19 protein-coding genes are annotated in these 19,169 nt (G+C 35.4%); 3 read left to right on the forward strand and 16 right to left on the reverse strand.

Going from position 1 to position 19,169, the window contains the following annotated elements:
- Positions 1-3: 3 nt before the first annotated feature.
- The 9 genes from MOO45_RS05415 to murB form a co-directional block, all read right to left on the reverse strand.
- Positions 4-2,070 carry an LTA synthase family protein gene (locus MOO45_RS05415; RefSeq protein WP_249513916.1) on the reverse strand — a complete coding sequence of 689 codons (2,067 nt, stop codon included), beginning with the start codon at positions 2,068-2,070 and terminating at the stop codon, positions 4-6.
- Positions 2,054-3,115, reverse strand: coding sequence for a lysylphosphatidylglycerol synthase transmembrane domain-containing protein (locus MOO45_RS05420; protein ID WP_249513917.1), 1,062 nt, complete (start codon positions 3,113-3,115; stop codon positions 2,054-2,056). Before MOO45_RS05420 ends, MOO45_RS05415 begins: the two co-directional genes overlap by 17 nt.
- Positions 3,105-4,148, reverse strand: coding sequence for a glycosyltransferase family 4 protein (locus tag MOO45_RS05425; RefSeq protein ID WP_249515173.1), 1,044 nt, complete (start codon positions 4,146-4,148; stop codon positions 3,105-3,107). The genes MOO45_RS05420 and MOO45_RS05425 overlap by 11 nt, the downstream gene beginning before the upstream one ends.
- Entirely contained in the window at positions 4,141-5,340 is a 1,200-nt protein-coding gene (locus MOO45_RS05430; RefSeq protein WP_249513918.1) for a glycosyltransferase, read from the reverse strand. The genes MOO45_RS05425 and MOO45_RS05430 overlap by 8 nt, the downstream gene beginning before the upstream one ends.
- Positions 5,341-5,529: 189 nt before the next feature.
- On the reverse strand, positions 5,530-6,171 hold the full coding sequence (locus MOO45_RS05435) for a deoxynucleoside kinase (protein ID WP_249515174.1): 642 nt from the start codon (positions 6,169-6,171) through the stop codon (positions 5,530-5,532).
- 198 nt (positions 6,172-6,369) lie between these two features.
- Positions 6,370-7,728, reverse strand: a complete 1,359-nt coding sequence (gene glmM, locus MOO45_RS05440) for a phosphoglucosamine mutase (protein ID WP_249513919.1) — start codon at positions 7,726-7,728, stop codon at positions 6,370-6,372.
- Between the two features lie 15 nt (positions 7,729-7,743).
- Positions 7,744-8,721 carry a CdaR family protein gene (locus MOO45_RS05445; RefSeq protein ID WP_249513920.1) on the reverse strand — a complete coding sequence of 326 codons (978 nt, stop codon included), beginning with the start codon at positions 8,719-8,721 and terminating at the stop codon, positions 7,744-7,746.
- The gene (gene cdaA, locus MOO45_RS05450) at positions 8,718-9,557 is read right to left on the reverse strand and encodes a diadenylate cyclase CdaA (protein WP_249513921.1); all 840 of its coding nucleotides are present in this window, start codon (positions 9,555-9,557) and stop codon (positions 8,718-8,720) included. The genes MOO45_RS05445 and cdaA overlap by 4 nt, the downstream gene beginning before the upstream one ends.
- A 12-nt stretch (positions 9,558-9,569) precedes the next feature.
- Complete coding sequence (murB, locus tag MOO45_RS05455) at positions 9,570-10,508, reverse strand: UDP-N-acetylmuramate dehydrogenase (RefSeq protein WP_317619026.1); 939 nt, start codon at positions 10,506-10,508, stop codon at positions 9,570-9,572.
- An 89-nt stretch (positions 10,509-10,597) separates the two neighbouring features.
- Here murB and MOO45_RS05460 point away from each other — a divergent pair, with 89 nt between their 5' ends.
- Positions 10,598-11,134, forward strand: coding sequence for a 3'-5' exonuclease (locus MOO45_RS05460; protein WP_249513922.1), 537 nt, complete (start codon positions 10,598-10,600; stop codon positions 11,132-11,134).
- A gap of 54 nt (positions 11,135-11,188) precedes the next feature.
- On the opposite strand, the gene tsaE is transcribed toward MOO45_RS05460, so the two are convergent.
- The 3 genes from tsaE to MOO45_RS05475 are packed head-to-tail and all read right to left on the reverse strand — an operon-like array spanning position 11,189 to position 13,322.
- Positions 11,189-11,638: a tRNA (adenosine(37)-N6)-threonylcarbamoyltransferase complex ATPase subunit type 1 TsaE gene (gene tsaE / locus MOO45_RS05465; protein ID WP_249513923.1), complete on the reverse strand. Its 450-nt coding sequence runs from the start codon at positions 11,636-11,638 to the stop codon at positions 11,189-11,191.
- Positions 11,639-11,656: 18 nt separating this feature from the next.
- Complete coding sequence (gene pta, locus MOO45_RS05470; protein WP_249513924.1) at positions 11,657-12,625, reverse strand: phosphate acetyltransferase; 969 nt, start codon at positions 12,623-12,625, stop codon at positions 11,657-11,659.
- Positions 12,626-12,635: 10 nt separating this feature from the next.
- Entirely contained in the window at positions 12,636-13,322 is a 687-nt protein-coding gene (locus tag MOO45_RS05475) for a uracil-DNA glycosylase (protein ID WP_249513925.1), read from the reverse strand.
- 57 nt (positions 13,323-13,379) lie between these two features.
- Here MOO45_RS05475 and MOO45_RS05480 point away from each other — a divergent pair, with 57 nt between their 5' ends.
- Together MOO45_RS05480 and MOO45_RS05485 are read left to right on the forward strand one after the other, a co-directional pair.
- The gene (locus MOO45_RS05480; RefSeq protein ID WP_249513926.1) at positions 13,380-14,264 is read left to right on the forward strand and encodes a Cof-type HAD-IIB family hydrolase; all 885 of its coding nucleotides are present in this window, start codon (positions 13,380-13,382) and stop codon (positions 14,262-14,264) included.
- Between the two features lie 6 nt (positions 14,265-14,270).
- Positions 14,271-14,834 (forward strand): LURP-one-related/scramblase family protein, encoded by a 564-nt coding sequence (locus MOO45_RS05485; RefSeq protein WP_249513927.1) that lies wholly within the window; start codon positions 14,271-14,273, stop codon positions 14,832-14,834.
- A 165-nt stretch (positions 14,835-14,999) separates the two neighbouring features.
- Here MOO45_RS05485 and MOO45_RS05490 read toward each other — a convergent pair whose 3' ends face one another.
- Genes MOO45_RS05490 through MOO45_RS05505 form a run of 4 tightly spaced genes read right to left on the reverse strand, consistent with a single transcriptional unit; the run spans position 15,000 to position 19,129 of the window.
- Entirely contained in the window at positions 15,000-15,548 is a 549-nt protein-coding gene (locus MOO45_RS05490) for a hypothetical protein (protein WP_249513928.1), read from the reverse strand.
- A 28-nt stretch (positions 15,549-15,576) separates the two neighbouring features.
- Positions 15,577-16,050 (reverse strand): SsrA-binding protein SmpB, encoded by a 474-nt coding sequence (smpB, locus tag MOO45_RS05495; RefSeq protein ID WP_249513929.1) that lies wholly within the window; start codon positions 16,048-16,050, stop codon positions 15,577-15,579.
- A gap of 14 nt (positions 16,051-16,064) precedes the next feature.
- The gene (gene rnr / locus MOO45_RS05500; RefSeq protein ID WP_249513930.1) at positions 16,065-18,374 is read right to left on the reverse strand and encodes a ribonuclease R; all 2,310 of its coding nucleotides are present in this window, start codon (positions 18,372-18,374) and stop codon (positions 16,065-16,067) included.
- A 17-nt stretch (positions 18,375-18,391) separates the two neighbouring features.
- Positions 18,392-19,129, reverse strand: a complete 738-nt coding sequence (locus MOO45_RS05505; protein WP_249513931.1) for an alpha/beta hydrolase — start codon at positions 19,127-19,129, stop codon at positions 18,392-18,394.
- Positions 19,130-19,169 lie beyond the last annotated feature (40 nt).

The following is a 19,169-nucleotide window of genomic DNA, read 5'->3' on the forward strand; positions in this document are numbered from 1 at the left end:
CAATCAGTTCTGTAATTCTGGAGCATCAGTATCGTATAAATTCAATAAAGATTTATTATTATTTTTAAATTCTAAACTTGTTTGATCTTTTTTATCTTGATCTTTTAACTTTTGCAAAGACTTACTCTTTGAATAATTATAATCTTTCTTATTAACTTTCTGAAATCCCTTAGGATTATAAAACCGTAATAAATCACCAGTTATAATTTTATCAGATAAGGACAATTCGGTTGCTACCTGATTAGACATTGTCTCTAGTCTTGAATGCTGATCCTTAGATAAATTTTTAGCAGGTGTTCCATTTTTAGTATAATAATAAGCCCCATTGACCTTAGTAAATTCTGGAGATACAAAATCACCATCCCTAAATGCAACTAATTGAGGATGATTAGGTGCCAGTAAATCAGAGCCAAATTGAATATTATCTTTATTATTAACCCCTAACAAATTCAAAATGGTTGGCAGAGCATCAATTTCGCCACCATAAGTGTGATTAATTCCGCCTTGGATACCCTTCATATGAATCATAAACGGTACTCGTTGGAATTGTGCGTTATCAAAATCATTAAATTTCTTTTTACCCAACAATTTTGCAACGGCTTTCTTATGATTACCCGAAATTCCATAATGATCGCCATAAAAGACTACCATACTGTTTTTATCTAAACCTGTGGCCTTCAACCAATTCATAAATTCGCCAACGGACTGATCCAAATAATGCGCAGTTTGAACATAACCATCAACCGTACTATCACCGGTATCAGTTTTAGCGATAGATTGGTTTTTCTTATCCAACAAATAAGGATAATGGTTCGTAACGGTAATAATCTTAGAATAAAAAGGTTGGGGTAATTTTTGAATATAATTGGCAGTATCTTTCATAAAAATTTTATCTTTCATACCGTAACCAATATTGTAACTTTTCTTTTGTTTATAGTAATTAGAGCTGAAGAAATAATCATATCCCCAAGATTTGTACGTGTTATCACGATTCCAAAAACTAGGAACATCCCCGTGAAATGAAGCAGTTGTGTATCCATGTTGATCTAAAATTGCTGGTGCCGCCTGAAATGTGTTAGACGTTCCATCGGTTACCATTGCGGCACCTTCTGGCAACCCAAATAAAGAATTTTCCATCATCATTTCAGCATCGGCAGTTTTACCTTGACCCACTTGATTAAAGAAATTATCGAAACTTAAGGTATTTTGTTCATGATAAATCTTATTCAAATTAGGAGTAACTTCTTGTCCGTCCCATTTAAAGTCAATGAGAAATTGTTGAAAACTTTCCAAATGAATCACAAAAACATTTTTACCTTTAGCCACCCCCGTATACTGAACATTAGGCGCAACGTAGTTATTATTAATATACTTTTTGACTGTCTTCATGTCTGAACTATCAGCGTTAGCTTTTACAGCACTAGTTTTAGCAGCCTTAATTGTATCATAAACAGAATAGGCATTTAAGCCTAAATATTTAACAATATAATTGTTATCAAAAGTTCTTGTCAATAAACCAGAGCGATCTTGTTGAGCCAAAGTTAAATTAATTCCAAAACTCACAACTGCAATTCCGGTAATAGTTAACGGAATTTTAAAATTAAGCTTAGTTTTATCAAGTTTAATAAATTTAATGATCAATAAAATAATCAAAATAGCCACATCAGAAAAAGCCAAGAAATCAGTAGGCAATATAATCCCTAAAATACTCGTTCCCAAATTATTAGATGCCGAACTTGATCCCTTAATAAGAGTTAGTGTCAAAAAATCAGAAAATTCACGATAATAAAGAATATTTGCAAATAACCATGTGGAAGTAATGGCGTCAATAATCATCATATAAATATATGACTTACGCCCCTTCATATAAAGAGAGATCCCCAACAATAAAATTGTCGTAGGAATTGGATTTAAAAACAGCAAGAAAGCTTGCATCACACTTTTTATACCCAAATTAAATTTAGTCAAACAAATCAAATACGTTTTAATCCAACATAAAATAACTGTCAGCATAAAAAATCCCAGTTTGGTATTTACTGACTGGTGTATCCGTTTAAAAAGGTTCTTCATTATTAATTTTTCCTCCACGGACTCTAGATTGAGTCCGTTCATTAATTGGTTTAAATGCTACTGCAATAATACCTAAAAACATGCCTAAATAGTAAGTGATAAAACGCCAAATAAACATACCTAAAATCAAGGTACTAGGTACACTGACATACTGTGAAAATAAAGCTTTAAAACTATATTCAGCACCACCAGTGCCTCCAGGAATAGGAAAAATAGAGGTAATCATCACAATCATAATTTGCATTATCAAAACTTCCACTATATTAACATGATCAACATGCAAAGCCAAAAGTGTGAAATAAACAACTAAATAGTAAAACAACAGTTGAAAAAACGTTAATACAGATGCCTTAAACACCTTTGTTTTTTCTTGTTTTAAAACTAAACTTTCTTGATAAAAATTATCTATTTTGTCCAGAACATTTTTAGTCCAACGTTCTTTTTTTTTCGAACTAACAACTAAACCAATTATCTTCATAATGCCAATTGCTAATTTACGTGTTAATCGATAATAAAACATCACCATTAATAATATACCAATTGTAAAAATATGAATCAAAAAACCACCGATAATTAATATCGCTAAACCACTAAAATGTTGCGCAATACGCTCAAATTGAAAAACCATGGCAATAATAAAATTAATTAATACAATTGTTTGATAGATAACAAATTTCATTAGCAAAACTGAACTTCCACGTCCAACTTCAACACCAGATTGAACTAGAGCAACAATCTGTGCAGGTTGACCGCCTGACGAAAAAGGTGTGATTGCATTAAATAATGCCTGAATCCAAGGAATCCGTATAATATTCCACCAATGATGCAATTCGTCGTCGCGATTGCGTAATAGGACTTTTAAAACCAGTGCCTCGAAGAAAAAAGAAAGAAACATTGACAAAAAAGCCACAAAAAGCCACCACCAATTTAAAGTGATTGCCTGATGAATTAAAATTTGAAAATTAGTTTTTCGAATTTCAAGCCAAAAAACTCCGCAACCAACAACTAACATTATCAATGTCGCAGCAAAATTCTTACGACTCATGTTTAACTCCCACTAAACGAGCCTGTTCGTCATAAAAATCACGCCAAATCGTACTGAGATGCTCTTCTGAATAATAATGTGCTGCTTTCAAAGATTTCTGTGCCAATTCTGATAAACATTGTGAGTCCTGACTCAACCTTTGAATTGCTCGATTCATTTGTTCATAATTTTGTGCAGGCAAATAATCCCCTTCAATAATTGAATGATAGAGATCCAAATCACGTAACAAGACCGGCGTTCCTGTATTAAATGCTTCCAATACTGACATAGGAAACAATTCATCGTATGAAGGTAACAAAAAAAGATCCGCAGCATTTAAATAATCATTCAATTCTGCACGTGGGATGATATCCGTAAACAATAAATTCTTGGGTGCTCGTTCAATCATCTTTTTATAACGATCATAGCCATCAGTCATCTGACCAAAGGAAAAACCACCAGCCCAAATAAACTTAAATTGGGGATTTTCTAACGCTAAACGGTAAAAATCATCAATTCCCTTACGCTTTTGAACCTGACCATCACCAAAAATCACAAAATCTTCCGATTGAATCTGTAAACGGGAACGTACTTGTCGACGTTTGGCTTCTGAAAAACGATAAAATTCCAGCTTGGAAACAAAATTGGGAATATATTTAACTTTTTGAGGATCAATCCCAGCTTTTTCTAATTTAGGAATAAAACTAGGATTCACGACGACCAACTGATCCATCCGCTTATAAAACGAAATCACATACTTGGCAACCGCACCCTTAGCAAAACTCGGAATTTTCAAACTTCCATCCAGCGTTTCAGGTAAAAAATGGACATAACCAATTTTGCGACCACGCTTTTTAAAAAATGTTGAAAGATAAAATTGCGGATCAATTGTGTGGTAATGACTGATATCACTAGGATGTTGATAATCGTTGACTCGAATTTTAAAATCATTACGCAAATAAGTTTTCATCAAACGGAGTAACTCACTATACGCACTACCCACCCCTTGACCGGCAACCTTTTGTGACGAAGAAAACATCGTTATATTAGTCATCATAATATTGACCATCCTTCAGCGGTTCATTAGCTAATTTTTTACGTAAAAAATATTTATAAGAATTTTGATAAAATTCCAACACTTGATCACCAAATAAATCTGCTGAAATTTCATATAATTTTTGTTTGCGTGGTTTAGGATCATCGAATAAATTAGGATGATCAATATACTGTATCACCAAATATGCCAATTGCTTAGGATCCTGATAAGTTACTCCCAAGGCTGGATCATTCAATAATTGATCAGTATAAGGACTAGACCGCACCACACATTTCAAACCAGAAGCTAATGCTTCAATAAAAGTCAGGCCCTGAGATTCTGTATCACTGGCTGAAACAAATAAATCCGCTAAATGATAGTATGGTGCAACATGATCATGATCAACTTCACCAACAAATTTGACATGCTCTTGAATCCGTAACCGATCGACTTGCACAAGCAAATCATCCATATCAGGCCCACCACCAACGATAAGTAACATTATATCAGGATAATGTGAAATTAAATTGGGTAATTGTTGCAATAATAATTCAATTTTTTTCTCATTAGCAATTCGACTTAACGTCAACAAAATAGGCTGGCAATTAGTTAAATGTAATTGTTTTTCTAAAGTTGTAGTATCAATCTTTTGAGTAAAATTTGAAAGATCAACGCCCGTAGGAATAATTGTCATCGGTGTTTTAATGCCATAACGACTTAAAGTATCGTAAACCTTTTGACTAGGAGCGATCACACCAGACATTCCTGAAATAAATAATTTAGACATTTGCTTAACATGATACGGCTTTAACAGATGACCATTTAAAACATAATGTAAATAATCTTCATACATCGTGTGATACGTATGCACACAAGGAATTTTTAAACTATGAGCTACAAATTTACCAATTAAACCTAACGAAAATTCTGTTTGTGTATGCACAATGTCTAAATTTAACTCTTTAGCCAATTTCAGAGCATGAAACATACCTCGATAAGCAATGCGACGATCTGTAAAGGAAATAAAGGGCACACTTCCCAACCGAAAAATATTTGGCTCAATTGTATTTTTATCTACATGCGGATCCGTTGTCGTAAAAATATAGACAGTGTTCCCTTTTTGTTCTAAGTCATTTTTTAAAGTTTGAATCGAAGTTGCTACGCCACTGACTTGTGGAAAATAAGTATCCGTAAATATCCCAATATTCATTCATCAGTGCTCCCTTGAATTTGGTTAATATATTTAATTATATCAAAATAAATCCACAAAGCCCATTTATACCAAATAAAAAAACGATGACTTCATATGAATTTTTCAAAATGGTAACATTGTTGAAATTCATAGCGTACTCACCGTTTTATTTGAACACATTGTTTAATATTTACTGACCCACATTAATTATAACGTCCCACGTTCTTTTAACTTCTCATCAATCAACTTCAGAACTTTTGCTCGATCATGTTCATTTTCTACAAAATCATACTCATCACAGCTAATTTTCATTTTAGGACTATAGTGATAGTCAGCATACCACTGGTCATAACGTCCCAATAAATTATGATAATAATCAATCAGCGAAGGATCATTTTCAGGCAATTCATACGAACGACCACGTTTTTGAATATGCTCCAACATTTTATCGTAGGAAACATCCAAATGTACTAGTAAATCAGGTGCTTTTTTATGTGCAGCGTAAGGCAACTCTTCCATCATATTGTCTAATAATTCGTCATAAACTTTTACTTCTTGATCTGTAGCTCGTCCCATATCAGCATTGATATGGAAAAATAAAGAATCCTCATAAATTGAACGGTCCAAAACATTATTATCATCAGCCAAAGCTTGTTTAATCGATGCAAAACGTTTATTCAGAAAATAAATTTGCAATAAAAAAGCATATTTTTTAGGATCTGCATAAAACAAAGGCAAGACTGGATTATCGTCCACCTGCTCGTAAAAAGCTTTGGTTCCTAAATGTTCAGAAACTAGCGTTGCCAAACTACTTTTTCCAGCACCAATCATACCGCTCAAAACTATCATCATATTGTCCTCCTCTAAACACATTATCCATCATAGCATATATATAACAACATATAGTGTATGAATTTTGTTTAATATACTAAATGTTGTATAAAAAACTAAATTTACAATTATATGAACCTTAATTGGGACCACAAAAAACTCCAATAGTTGACATTATTTTCAACCATCGGAGAAACTTAAATATACAACTAAATCTTAATCTAGTCCCATCTCATCTTGAACTACTTGAGCGATTTGTTTGCCAAAACGTTGCGCTTCTTCTTTAGTCGCAGCCTCAACCATGACACGTAAAAGTGCTTCTGTACCGCTAGGTCGTACCAAAACACGACCATCACCGTTCATCTCTTTTTCAACTGTATCAATTGCAGTCTGGATATTAGGATAATCTTGCCAATTATTCTTATCCTTAACCTGAACGTTAATTAAAACCTGCGGATATGTTTTAACAGGCGCAGCTAACTCTGACAATGATTTACCAGTTTGCTTCATAACATTTAACAATTGAATGCCAGTCAACATCCCATCACCAGTATTATGAATATCAAAAATAATGATATGACCTGATTGTTCACCACCTAAGTTATAACCATTTTGAACAATCTCTGCAGCTACATTACGGTCACCAACATCAGTCTGCACTGATTTCATTCCGTTAGCCTCAATTGCTTTATACAAGCCTAAATTACTCATAACGGTGGTAACGATTGTATCCTTTTTCAAACGACCATGCGCTTTGAAATAATTGCCCAATATAAACATGATTTTATCGCCATCTACAATGTTACCTTTTTCATCAACTGCAATACACCGATCGGCGTCACCATCAAACGCTAAGCCAATCTGAGCACCTTGCTTAACAACTTCACGAGCCAACTTTTCAGGATGCGTCGAACCAACGCCACTGTTAATATTAACACCATCCGGATTAGTAGAGATTGCCGTAAAATCAACGTTTAAATCCGCGAATAGTTTACTTAACAAATTACTTGTTGAACCGTTGGCTCCATCTAAAACAGCCTTAATCCCTGATAAATCCTCTGAAACACTTTGTTTCAAAAACTCTAAGTACTTCAAGGAACCTTCTTTGTAATCTTCTAAAATACCGATTCCACCTGCAGAAGGACGAGGTAAAGTATCTACTTCTTGATCCAAAAAATGTTCAATTTCTTCTTCAGTGGCATCTTTGAGCTTATAGCCATCGGAACCAAAAAATTTAATCCCATTATCACTAGCCGGATTATGGGAAGCAGAAATCATAATACCTGCATCAGCATCCTGAACTTTAACTAAATAAGCAACTGCCGGCGTGGTAATGACACCCAAATTTAAAACTTCAATTCCAACAGACAGCAATCCTGAAATCAAAGCTGTTTCTAACATTTGTCCAGATTTACGTGTATCACGAGCAACCAAAACCACCGCCCGCTCTTCATCACTATCTTTTTGCTGTGATAAAACATACCCACCAGCACGTCCTAATTTAAAAGCCAATTCTGGGGTCAATTCTTTATTCGCAATGCCCCGCACACCATCGGTACCAAAATATTTAACCATTTTTCTCCTCGTATTCTAATCACTAACCGACTGATCACTATCAGACTTTAAATAAACTTTTATCGTTCGTGGACTAGAATCTATAATATCAAATTTTGTCTGATTAATTGTTACCACTTTTGAATCTTTATTGTCAAGTTTCGAAACATCTACTGGAATTTCTAATTCATTAATTTGATTCAAAACTTTTTTACGTGCATAAATTCGCACCGTCTTTACGTCCGAAATCAAATTATAATTTTTATTGTAGTTGTTATTTTTGGGAATAAGCTTAATTGCGACTTTTTTACTAGGAACTGTGACTGATACTTTAACACGAGCTGTTTGGGGATTAATAACCACTGATAGAGTCCGACCTTGCACATCTAGAGCCTGTAATAGTACTTCCTGATGAAAATTACTCGAAGTATTTTTTGGCAGAGTAGCCCGTGCTACCACTTGACTAATCCGTTGAACCTCACTTCTAGCGCCAACTACCTGAACAACCTGTGGGCTAACGCTAGCATCACCGGCAATATAACCACTGTCAACATTTTTAGAATCATATTCTGCTTGTACAGGGAAAACACGCTGTGCTTTAGGTTCAATATCCACATCAACATAACGAGGTTTGATTGAGTATTTTAAATCATGATTCAAACCATTTTGGCGTACTAAAACACGATGATGTCCTACTCCCAAATTATGCAAATCAATGTAAACTGTAAAATTATGCGTATTTTTAGTAGCGGTCAACAAAGCTGCAGGTCCTTCTAATTTAACTTTAACTTGTTTAGGATAACCTGTAATAAAATAATTTTCTGAATCTGAATTGACCTGCAGTTTAACTTGCTCCGTTGCGGTCTCATTGGCATTCATCGTACTATTATTCGTAGAACTTCTGGTACTGCCAATACTTGGCAACGAAACACTCCAATAAATCCATAACGCAATTAAAAAAGATAAAGTCAAATAAAAATATTTAGAATTTACAAATTTACGCCATTTTTTCATTGATCCTCCCTCCTTTTGTAACGCGAAAAGATTCGTGATATTAAGGAATTATTTTTGTCATTTTCAGGCTCTAATTGTGCTCGTAAATAATTAAGATAGTCTTCTTGACTCAAATCCAACATCATATGATTTTTATGGGTAATCATTACCCCACCAGTTTCTTCTGACACTACAATCGTTAATGCATCCGTCACTTCACTAATACCTACCGCAGCTCGATGCCGCGTTCCCAAATTTTTAGGAATTGCATTATTTTCAGAAAGTGGCAAATACGCTGCTGCCACATCAATTTTATTTTTATCAATGATCACCGCACCATCATGTAAAGGAGTATTAGGAATAAAAATATTAATCAATAATTCACCGGTTACATCAGCGTCTAACTTGATTCCTGTTTCAATATATTCTTCCAAACCGGTATCCATTTTCAGTGTAATTAAGGCACCAATCCGACGCTTGGACATATACTGAATAGCCTTATCCAAAGCCATAATTAAATTATCACTGAGATCTTTTTGTTCGTTACGCACTGAAAAAAACAACGGTGAACGACCCAATTTTTCTAAACCTCGACGAATTTCTGGCGCAAAAATAACAATAATTGCAATTACAGACCAGTTAAAAATTTGGTCCGTTAGATACGCAACTGTCCGTAAGTTAAAGAACCAACTGACTAACTTAATTACTAAAATAATTAGTAAGCCCTTCAATAATTGAATTGCCTTAGTTCCTCGAATCATCATCAAAAGTTTATAAACTAAAAACCAAACAAATAAAATATCTACAAGATTGACCAAAGAATTCAAGGTCAAAAAATGACTAATTAAATTTTGCATAATTTCACCTCATCATTGATCTTCGCCAATAATGCGCACCTCAGTTTCTAATGCAACACCAAATTTTTGCTGGACAGTTGTCTGAATTAAATGAATCAAAGCCAAATAATCGCTAGCCGTAGCATTCCCTAAATTAATAATAAAACCAGCATGCTTCATCGAAACTTGCGCACCACCAATAATTTTCCCTTGTAAACCGGCTTTAATAATTAGCGGACCCGTAAAGTGCCCTGTAGGTCGCTTAAACACACTCCCGCATGATGGATACTCTAGAGGCTGCTTAGATTGTCGCAAAGCATTTAACTTGTCCATCTTGGATTGGATTATGGCAGAATCACCATGATGTAAATTAAAAATAACTTTCGTAACACTGCCATGATTATCTTGAACAACACTATGACGATATGAAAAATCTAATTGAGATCCTTGAACAGTCAATAATTGTCCTTGCGGTAAAATTTCCTGAATCTCGGTGATAACTTCTGCTACCTCACCACCGTAAGCTCCCGCATTCATAAAAGCAGCGCCCCCAACACTACCAGGAATTCCGGCGGCAAACTCCAATCCACTTAACCCTGCTTTACTAGCAACTTTGGTAACGTCAATTAATTTGGCACCAGCCTGTGCAATGATTTGTTGATCAACAACTTTAATCGTATTCATTTTCAGTAAAATAATCACTAAACCACGCAAACCTCCATCTTTAATAATCAAATTACTGGAATTTCCCAAAGTCGTGACGGGCAAATCGTATGCATTAGCTAAATCAATTAATTGCTGTAATTGTACTTCACTCGTGGGAAAAGCCAAATAGTCGGCTGGTCCACCAGTTTTTGTAAAAGTATAATGACTTAACGGTTCATTGTATTTAATTTCAACATTTGTACTTAATAACGCATCTTTAAGTTTTGAATCATTTAAAAATTTACTTTGAGCCTGTAATTTTACCATAATGTCTCCTAATCTAGCCGTTTCACTTGGTATACCTTTATAGTATATAATGAATTTCAGAAATAAGTGAAAAAATCGAGGTAGTTAAGATGAACTTTACGGCTATGGATTTTGAAACCGCTAATTATCAAGCAGATAGTGCTTGTTCTTTGGCACTTGCGCTAGTAGAAAATGATCAAATTGTAGATACTTTTTATACATTGATTAATCCACAAGCACCTTTTAATAGCAAAAATATTTCCATCCACCATATCAGACCACAAGATGTAGCCACAGCTCCCACTTTTGACCAAATTTGGCCACATATTCAATCTTTGTTTGACACTCGTCATTTAATCACTGCTCACAATGCTAGTTTCGATACACGTGTTTTGCGTTCAACATTAGCTAAATATCAAATTGCTGCCCCCACATATAACGTTATTGATACTTTGCAAACTTCTCGTAAATTTTATCCTCAATTACCTAATCATAAATTAAACACTGTCTCCTATGCACTGCAAGTTAATCTAATCAATCATCATCATGCTTTAGACGACACAATCGCTTGTGCTCAAATTCTCATCAAAACAGAACTTCAATTTGGTAATGAACCCTTACAAAGTTTTATTAAATTAAAAAATTAATAAAGACAATAAAAAATCCTTCCTCTAGAAATGGAAGAAGAATTTTTTAAGGTTTTAATCAAATTTTGTTAACAATTCTTGATAATGCTGACCATTAGCTTGTAACTGTAACTGACGTTTTTGGTCATCCAATCTGACAATTTGAATTCGTAAATAATGGTCTGGTAATTGATCCTTAATAAATTGGGACCATTCAATGATCACAATACCGTCGCCATTAAAATATTCTTGTAAACCTAGTTCTTCAGCAGATGAGTTTTCTAAGCGGTACATGTCCATATGATACAACGGATATTTTCCTTGTTGATATTCACGAATTAAAGTAAAAGTCGGGCTTTTAACCGGTCGCTTAATTCCCAAACCACGAGCAACACCTTGTGTCAATGTAGTTTTTCCAGCTCCCAAGTCACCATCTAATAAAATCAAATCACCAGCTTGTAAATAATGAGCTAATTGTGTCCCGAAATTGATAGTTTCCAAATAACTTTTTGTCAAAATTTTCATGAATGACCTCGTTTTAGTTTAAAGTGCTTGGGCAGCCGTAATAATTGCTAATTTATAAACATCCTTGACATTAGCACCTCTGGATAGATCAGATATTGGCTTATTCAAACCTTGCAAAATTGGACCAATCGCTTCAAAACCACCGAAACGCTGCGCAATCTTATAACCAATATTACCAGACTGCAACTCAGGGAAGACAAAAACTGTAGCTTGTCCAGCCACTTTAGAAGCTGGTGCTTTTTGTTTAGCTACGGTCGGTACAAAAGCAGCATCAAACTGTAATTCACCGTCTATCGCTAACTCAGGCGCCTCTTGTTGCGCTAATTCTGCTGCTTGTGCAACTTTAGTGACCTCATCACTTTTAGCAGAACCCTTTGTGGAAAAACTGAGTAACGCCACTTTAGGATCAATATCGAATAACTTAGCTGTTTGAGCCGATGTGATAGCGATTTCAGATAACTCCTGTGCAGATGGATTAATATTAATTGCACAATCAGCAAATAAGTAACGTTGATCATCCTTTTGCATGATAAAAGCACCACTCGTTCTAGTCAAACCTGGCTTCACTTTGATGATTTGTAAGGCAGGACGCACTGTATCACCAGTCGGATGCACTGCCCCCGAAACCATCCCATCAGCTTGATCCATGTACACCAACATCGTACCAAAATAATTAGGGTCACGTAACATAGTTTGAGCCTGCTCTTTGGTATTCTTGCCTTTACGTCGTTGAACAAAAGCTTCTACCATGGATTCAAATTCGTCATAATTATCCGGATCAATAATTTCAATACCCGAAATATCCAAATTTAATTTTTGAGCTTGCTCGTCAATCTCACTCTCGCGCCCTAAAAAAATCGGTTGCAAAAGTTGTTCTTGAGCGAGCTGAACTGCAGCCTGCAAAATTCGTTCATCTGTCGCCTCAGGGAACACAATTTTTTTATTTTGACCATTGATTTTCGACTTTAATGACTCAAATAATTCCATTTTCTTCCTCCTATTTATCTTCCACTTCTGCCGGCAATTGCCAATCAATTGGGGCTTCACCATAATTCTTCAATGCCTGATTCGTTTTTGAAAATGGTCGCGAACCAAAAAAACCATAGTTAGCCGAAAATGGACTGGGATGTGTCGAACTGATAATTGTATTTTGATCAGTATCAATTAAAGTTGCCTTTGACTTAGCAGCCTTACCCCATAAAATAAATACAACACCACCTTTTTGGGACAAAGCAGCAATAGCCTGATCGGTCAGTTGTTCCCAACCTTTTCCTTGGTGTGAATAAGCCTGCCCACGTCGCACAGTTAAAACCGAATTCAGTAATAATACCCCTTGATCCGCCCAACGTTTTAAATAACCATGTTGAACCGGTGGAAAACCCAGATCATCTTGCAATTCTTTATAAATATTTTGCAAAGAAGGCGGCACCTTATTACCCGGTAAAACCGAAAAACTCAAACCATGAGCCTGATTGGGTCCATGATAAGGATCTTGACCTAAAATGACAACTTTCGTATTCGCAAAAGAAGTCCAATCAAAAGCCTGAAAAATATGATACATATCTGGATAAATCGTTTGTTCTTGATATTCTCGTTTTAAAAATTGATGTAAACGGCGATAGTAATCTTTGTCAAATTCAGGGCCTAAAACCTGTTGCCAATCATTTTTTATTAATTGCTTCAATTTAATACCACCTAATATGTTAAAATTTTAATATAATTCGAGGAGGTTTTTTGCTTTATGGCCATTAAATTAATTGCATCAGACATGGACGGAACTTTATTAAATAGTCAATCCATTATTTCTTCACAAAATATAGCTGCGATTAAAGCTGCTAACCAAGCCGGTATTCAATTTGTCGTAGCAACCGGCCGTGGTCTCAGCGAGGTTGAACCGTTAGTACGTCAATTAACGATCAAACCTGATTTTATCACTTTAAACGGTGCCTTAGTTTATAATCAACAAAAAGAACCCGTCGTAAAAATTCCACTTAATACTCAAAACGTTGAGCAGGCCTTAAGCCTAGTTAAGAACAGTGAATTATATTTTGAAATTATTACGGACCGAGGCATTTATTCAATCAGTCGGATCCAAAAAATTCAACATACCGCTCATCTACTAAAAAAACTCAATCCTTCTTTATTGTATAAAAAGGCTGTCGCTCTAGCAACCTCAAGAGGCGAATTAATGAATGTAAATTATGTGAAAAGTTTTGATAAAGTCTTAAGTGATCCCACGATCAACGTCATGAAAATTTTAGTTTTTAGTGATAAACAGCCTGAAATTTTACAACAATTGCAACATAAGCTCAATAAAAATCCCAATTTGATTGTAACTTCATCATCACCCAATAATATTGAAATCAACAATCAGCAAGCTCAAAAGGGCATTGCTTTAATCAAATTTGCAAATGAATTAGGTCTGAAAATGGATCAAGTCATGGCTATTGGCGACAACCTTAATGATGAATCCATGATCAAAGCTGCTGGAATTGGTGTCGCCATGGCTAATGCTATTGAACCAATTAAAGAATTAGCGCAATACCAAACTAGCAGTAATAATGACAACGGCGTAGCCCAAGCAATTTACCATGCTATTGAATTGAATCAAGCTCAAAGTGAGTAATTAACGATGATCTATTATTTACAATTCAATATGGCCAATCTCCCCGGAGTCATTCAAGTTAGTAATCAACTTCAACAAACAGAATATATTTTATTACGTCAAAAACCTCGATGGAAAGTTAATTATGAATTAAGTACTCCATCTCAAGAAACTGTTGGTCAGATTTACCAAACCAATATGCGCATCTGGCCTAACTATCAAATTATTCTGGATGACCAAAAAATTACTAAATTAATTCATCTAAATAATACACGCCATCAATTAATGATTGCCCCAACTTTGCATTGGCTGATTTCTGGTAATTTAGTAGCTAATAATTATTTAGTGCATGATTTCAAACATCATTTAATCATGTCTATGGATAATATTTATCTTAAAAATGGTCACGAGGGCTATTTGCTACAAATTGTTCCTCAAATTGATATACGATTAGGATTTCTTATAGCTGCCGTCTTAAATCAAACTAGTCGACAAATTAAAAATCAGCAATCAATAAAAAATTGGCGAAAAAACAATTTAAGAGTTAAATTATCCAACAATTACAATTTCAAAAAAATTAGGGAGCGATAATTTTAAATTATCGCTCCCTAATTTTCTAAGGATTCACCCCTTTTAAGTGTATCCTCCTTAAAAATTAATTAAAACACAATTATAATATAACAAAAAGTCGTCAAAAAAGAAAGGCTAAAATCAAATAAATTTATAAAAAAATATTTATCAAGTAAAATATTGCTACTATTCGTCTTTGTTACCCATTAAATTATTCCCTAAAACCATACCTGTCAGATCTAAACGTTCAACAATATCAGCACCTTTGGGACGAAAATTACCTTCTATCCAATGTTGTAAGGTAAAGATAACTTCACTGGCACATAATTCCAACGACTGTGGGTGCTCCCGTAAATTAATCAAAAATGGTCGCTGCCCAGCGGGATAAGTCATGATAAAATCTTTTACCTCTTGCAATAACCAATCCATTAAATCATACTTCTTTAAAATTTTCAAAACAGATTTAGATGCTAAACGATTTGTATCTAAAAAATTGACACAATAAGCCATTAAATCATGCCAATCAGAAAAATCAACTTGCTTTAGTTTTTGGAACAATTGATGCAAACATACTTGATAGATCTCACTTATTCCCCCAGGAAAATAGCGGTAAAAAGTATCAGTATCAATAAAAAGTGCGTCAGTTATATCATTTACAGTCAGAACTTTTTTATTTTTCTGCTGCAAAAGTTCTATTAAACTATCAATTAGGTACTGGACCCGAGCTGATTGCATAAAAATCACTCCTTAATAAAGGTAAACTCTAACGTAAAACGTTTTTTAAATTACGACGCATTTCCCGATCTTGATCACGTCGCTTTATCGTCTCGCGTTTATCAAATTGCTTCTTACCCTCAGCTACCCCAATTAATACTTTGGCGAATCCGTGTTTTAAATAAACTTTCAAGGGAATAACTGTAATCCCCTTTTGAGTTAGTTCCTCACTAATTTTTCTGATTTCTTTCTTATGCAATAATAATTTACGATCTCGCAGAGGATCATGATTAAATTGATTGCCTTGATCATACAAACTAATGTGTACATTGGCCAACCATAATTCACCGTGCTTAAATTGGACAAAACCATCGCGCAAGTTCATTCGTCCTGCACGAACAGACTTAATTTCTGTTCCTGTTAAGGCAAGTCCGGCTTCATAAGTTGCCAAAATTTTATAATCATGATGCGCTTTACGATTATTAGCCAATTCATTGGGTGCTTTTTGATGATGCTTGTTCATATACCTAGTCCCCCTTAATGGTGGGATTTTTTAGAAACGCGTTCATACTTTCCCGAAGTATTTTTACGGTGATGATTATTTTTACGACGCTGCAAAAATTTTTCATGTTCTTCTGCGCGCCGCTTTTTCTCAGCATCGGCCCGTTCTTGCTCTTGAGATGTCAATACAGGCTCAAAATCGACCTGACGTTGCTCGGCATCAGCCCGAAGCAAGCGAACCTTAATACTTTCTCCCATTGTATAAACCTTATGAGTTCGTTTACCAATCATGGATAAAGCTTTTTCGTTAAATTCATAATAATCATCCAGCATGTTGGAAATGTGAATCAGACCTTCTACGGTATTTTCCAAACTGACAAACATGCCAAAACTAGTCACACCACTGATGACGCCGTCAAAAACCTGCCCCACTTTGTCAGCCATGTATTCAGCTTTTTTTAGATCATCAACTGCTCGTTCAACATCAACCGACTTCCGCTCACAAGCAGAAGTATGCACGGCCACTTCAGGTAATTGCTCACCCCACTGATTTTGAACAGCCTCGGTCGTACCCTCATCTGCATAACTATGAATCATTCGGTGAACCATTAAATCAGGATAACGCCGAATGGGTGACGTGAAATGCGTATAGTAAGTTGCTGCCAACCCAAAGTGTCCCAATGGATCAGGTGAATATTTAGCTTGTTGTAAACTCCGTAACAACATAGTGGTAATCACTGCTTCATGTGGCTGATCTGCAACTTTTTCTAACACTGACTGAAACATTTTTGGCGTAACATGCTTAGCATCTCCAGGAACCGTTAAGCCAAAGGAACTTGCAATTTCAAAAAAATTCTTAACTTTTTCTGGATCAGGTTGCTCGTGAACACGATATAAAAATGGCACATGCAGCTGGTTAAAATGCTCTGCAACTGTTTCATTAGCCGCCAACATAAATGATTCAATCATTTTCTCAGCAGTACCACGTTCACGCAATTGAATATCAGTAGGATGACCCTGATCGTCAACAATAATTTGAGCTTCAGTTTCTTCAAATTCAATTGCCCCACGTTGATGACGCATTTCATACAAAATTTTGTGGAGTTGCGCCATGTCTTCGAGCATTGGAATTAATTCCTGATACTGTGCTCGAACTGTTTCATCGCCAGTCAAAATTCTATTAACATTATTATAAGTTAGTCGTGCATGTGAACGAATAACACTCGGATAAATTTCGTGATGAACCACCTCACCTTGGTCATCAATTTCCATATCACAAGTCAAAACACAACGATCTTCATCAGGATTCAATGAGCAAATTCCGTTAGATAGGCGAAATGGCAACATCGGAATCACACGATCAACTAAATAAGTACTCGTTCCTCGTTCATACGCTTCCTCATCCAACGCACTATCCTGCTTCACATAATGTGTAACGTCAGCAATATGCACGCCTAAATGATAATGCCCATTTTCTAACTTCCACAAAGTCACCGCATCATCAAAATCTTTAGAATCGTCACCATCAATAGTTACTGTTATTTGATCGGTATTATCACGACGTCCTTGCCAATCCTTTGACGTTAAATGATCTGGAATTTGCTGCGCTTGTGCCAACACTTCCTGCGAAAATTCATCTTTTACATCATTTTGATAAACAATTGCTAATTCATCCACACCAGGATCATTTTTATTACCCAAAGTTTTTAGGGCAATGCCCACCATACTGCGTGGAAATTCATCGCTTGGATAAGACACAATCTCGACTTGGACCATGTCTCCCATTTGCGGTGTAACTCCAGTTGCTTTAATAAAAACTGGATTATTGGCAATTTTCTTTTCATGGCTTTTGACATAACCGATTAAACCTGTCTTTTTGGCCTGAACATCACTATATGGCATAAATTCGCCAACCAATTGTTTTAAACCATGATCAACAATTTTGACAATTTTACCTTCTGCACCATTATCGCCCCATGGATTAGCTGGCTTAATGATCTGTACTTCCACTTCATCGTCATTAATAGCATGTTGTGTATTCGTACGCGCAATAAAAACATCCGGTTCTTCATCGTCGTAACGTACAAAACCAAATCCTCGATCATTAGCTCGAAAATTACCCACAACTACTTGGTCCACAGTCGTCATTTGAAACTGATTATGATCATGTGCTGTGATTTTGTTTTCACCCTCTAATACTGCCAAAGCTTTTAAAACTTCTGTATGGGCAGCTGAATCATGTATTCTTAAACGTTCAACTACTTCTTGAGCAGTATATTTTCGATCTGGATAATTCCGAAAAATTTCTAAAACATCAGAAATTAATTTATTCTTTTCTAAAGTCATTAAATATTACTCCTAATTTACAATAAAAACTGACTCAAATCCTGCTCCAACTGTGCTCTTGCTTGATTAACAGTAATCACATGACCAGCGTTTGGATAACAATGAAAACTAACCTGTTGAAGAGGAAAACGCGTCTGTAATTTTTTGGCTGCACTCAACGCCACCATTTGGTCCTTTTGACCATGACCAATAAACAACGGTTGCTTAATCTGGCTTAATTGTGCTTGCACATCCATAGCTGTTTGTTGAATCTGTGCTAACATTTGCGGTAACAATTGCTCAATTAACCGTTTACGCTGTTTTTTTTGAATTAACGTTAATTCCTGTTGTTGTTCTAAATATTCATTATACTGATAAAAACCAGCACCAACATTGGTAAAATCACTACCAAAGACAGGGCAACCCAAAACCGCACCACTTTCCAGTTGTGGATAATGAGCTAATGCTTTCAACGCAAACAAACTGCCCAAAGAAAGTCCTACAACACTAACTGGACCTGTTTTACGCTGAAATACAAATTCTAACGCTTTTTGTGTATTAGACCACCACTGATCAGGATCGCCCTGTCGTAAAATATCTAGTGAATTCAGCGTCCCATGTCCTTGAAATAATGGTAAATACGAACTAACATTTTTCTTGGCAAAGTAACGACTGAACGCGCGAAAATCATTAGGACTGCCCGTAAAAGAATGTAAAAAAATAATAGTTCGCTCACCTTGATCAACAAAAAAAGTTTGCGGTGGAACTCTTCTCATTTTCTTCGCCTCATAACTCTAAATAAAAAAATCCTGCTGC

The organism is Bombilactobacillus folatiphilus (genome assembly GCF_023380265.1).
Lineage (GTDB): Bacteria > Bacillota > Bacilli > Lactobacillales > Lactobacillaceae > Bombilactobacillus > Bombilactobacillus folatiphilus.

Coding starts and splice junctions, on each gene's coding strand:
- MOO45_RS05505 (WP_249513931.1), bottom strand. CDS start 19,129: ATGAGAAGAGTTCCACCGCAAACTTTTTTTGTTGATCAAGGTGAGCGA.
- smpB (WP_249513929.1), bottom strand. CDS start 16,050: ATGAACAAGCATCATCAAAAAGCACCCAATGAATTGGCTAATAATCGT.
- MOO45_RS05435 (WP_249515174.1), bottom strand. CDS start 6,171: ATGATAGTTTTGAGCGGTATGATTGGTGCTGGAAAAAGTAGTTTGGCA.
- MOO45_RS05425 (WP_249515173.1), bottom strand. CDS start 4,148: ATGACTAATATAACGATGTTTTCTTCGTCACAAAAGGTTGCCGGTCAA.
- MOO45_RS05430 (WP_249513918.1), bottom strand. CDS start 5,340: ATGAATATTGGGATATTTACGGATACTTATTTTCCACAAGTCAGTGGC.
- MOO45_RS05460 (WP_249513922.1), top strand. CDS start 10,598: ATGAACTTTACGGCTATGGATTTTGAAACCGCTAATTATCAAGCAGAT.
- pta (WP_249513924.1), bottom strand. CDS start 12,625: ATGGAATTATTTGAGTCATTAAAGTCGAAAATCAATGGTCAAAATAAA.
- cdaA (WP_249513921.1), bottom strand. CDS start 9,557: ATGCAAAATTTAATTAGTCATTTTTTGACCTTGAATTCTTTGGTCAAT.
- MOO45_RS05420 (WP_249513917.1), bottom strand. CDS start 3,115: ATGAGTCGTAAGAATTTTGCTGCGACATTGATAATGTTAGTTGTTGGT.
- tsaE (WP_249513923.1), bottom strand. CDS start 11,638: ATGAAAATTTTGACAAAAAGTTATTTGGAAACTATCAATTTCGGGACA.
- MOO45_RS05415 (WP_249513916.1), bottom strand. CDS start 2,070: ATGAAGAACCTTTTTAAACGGATACACCAGTCAGTAAATACCAAACTG.
- glmM (WP_249513919.1), bottom strand. CDS start 7,728: ATGGTTAAATATTTTGGTACCGATGGTGTGCGGGGCATTGCGAATAAA.
- MOO45_RS05485 (WP_249513927.1), top strand. CDS start 14,271: ATGATCTATTATTTACAATTCAATATGGCCAATCTCCCCGGAGTCATT.
- MOO45_RS05445 (WP_249513920.1), bottom strand. CDS start 8,721: ATGAAAAAATGGCGTAAATTTGTAAATTCTAAATATTTTTATTTGACT.
- murB (WP_317619026.1), bottom strand. CDS start 10,508: ATGGTAAAATTACAGGCTCAAAGTAAATTTTTAAATGATTCAAAACTT.
- MOO45_RS05490 (WP_249513928.1), bottom strand. CDS start 15,548: ATGCAATCAGCTCGGGTCCAGTACCTAATTGATAGTTTAATAGAACTT.
- MOO45_RS05480 (WP_249513926.1), top strand. CDS start 13,380: ATGGCCATTAAATTAATTGCATCAGACATGGACGGAACTTTATTAAAT.
- rnr (WP_249513930.1), bottom strand. CDS start 18,374: ATGACTTTAGAAAAGAATAAATTAATTTCTGATGTTTTAGAAATTTTT.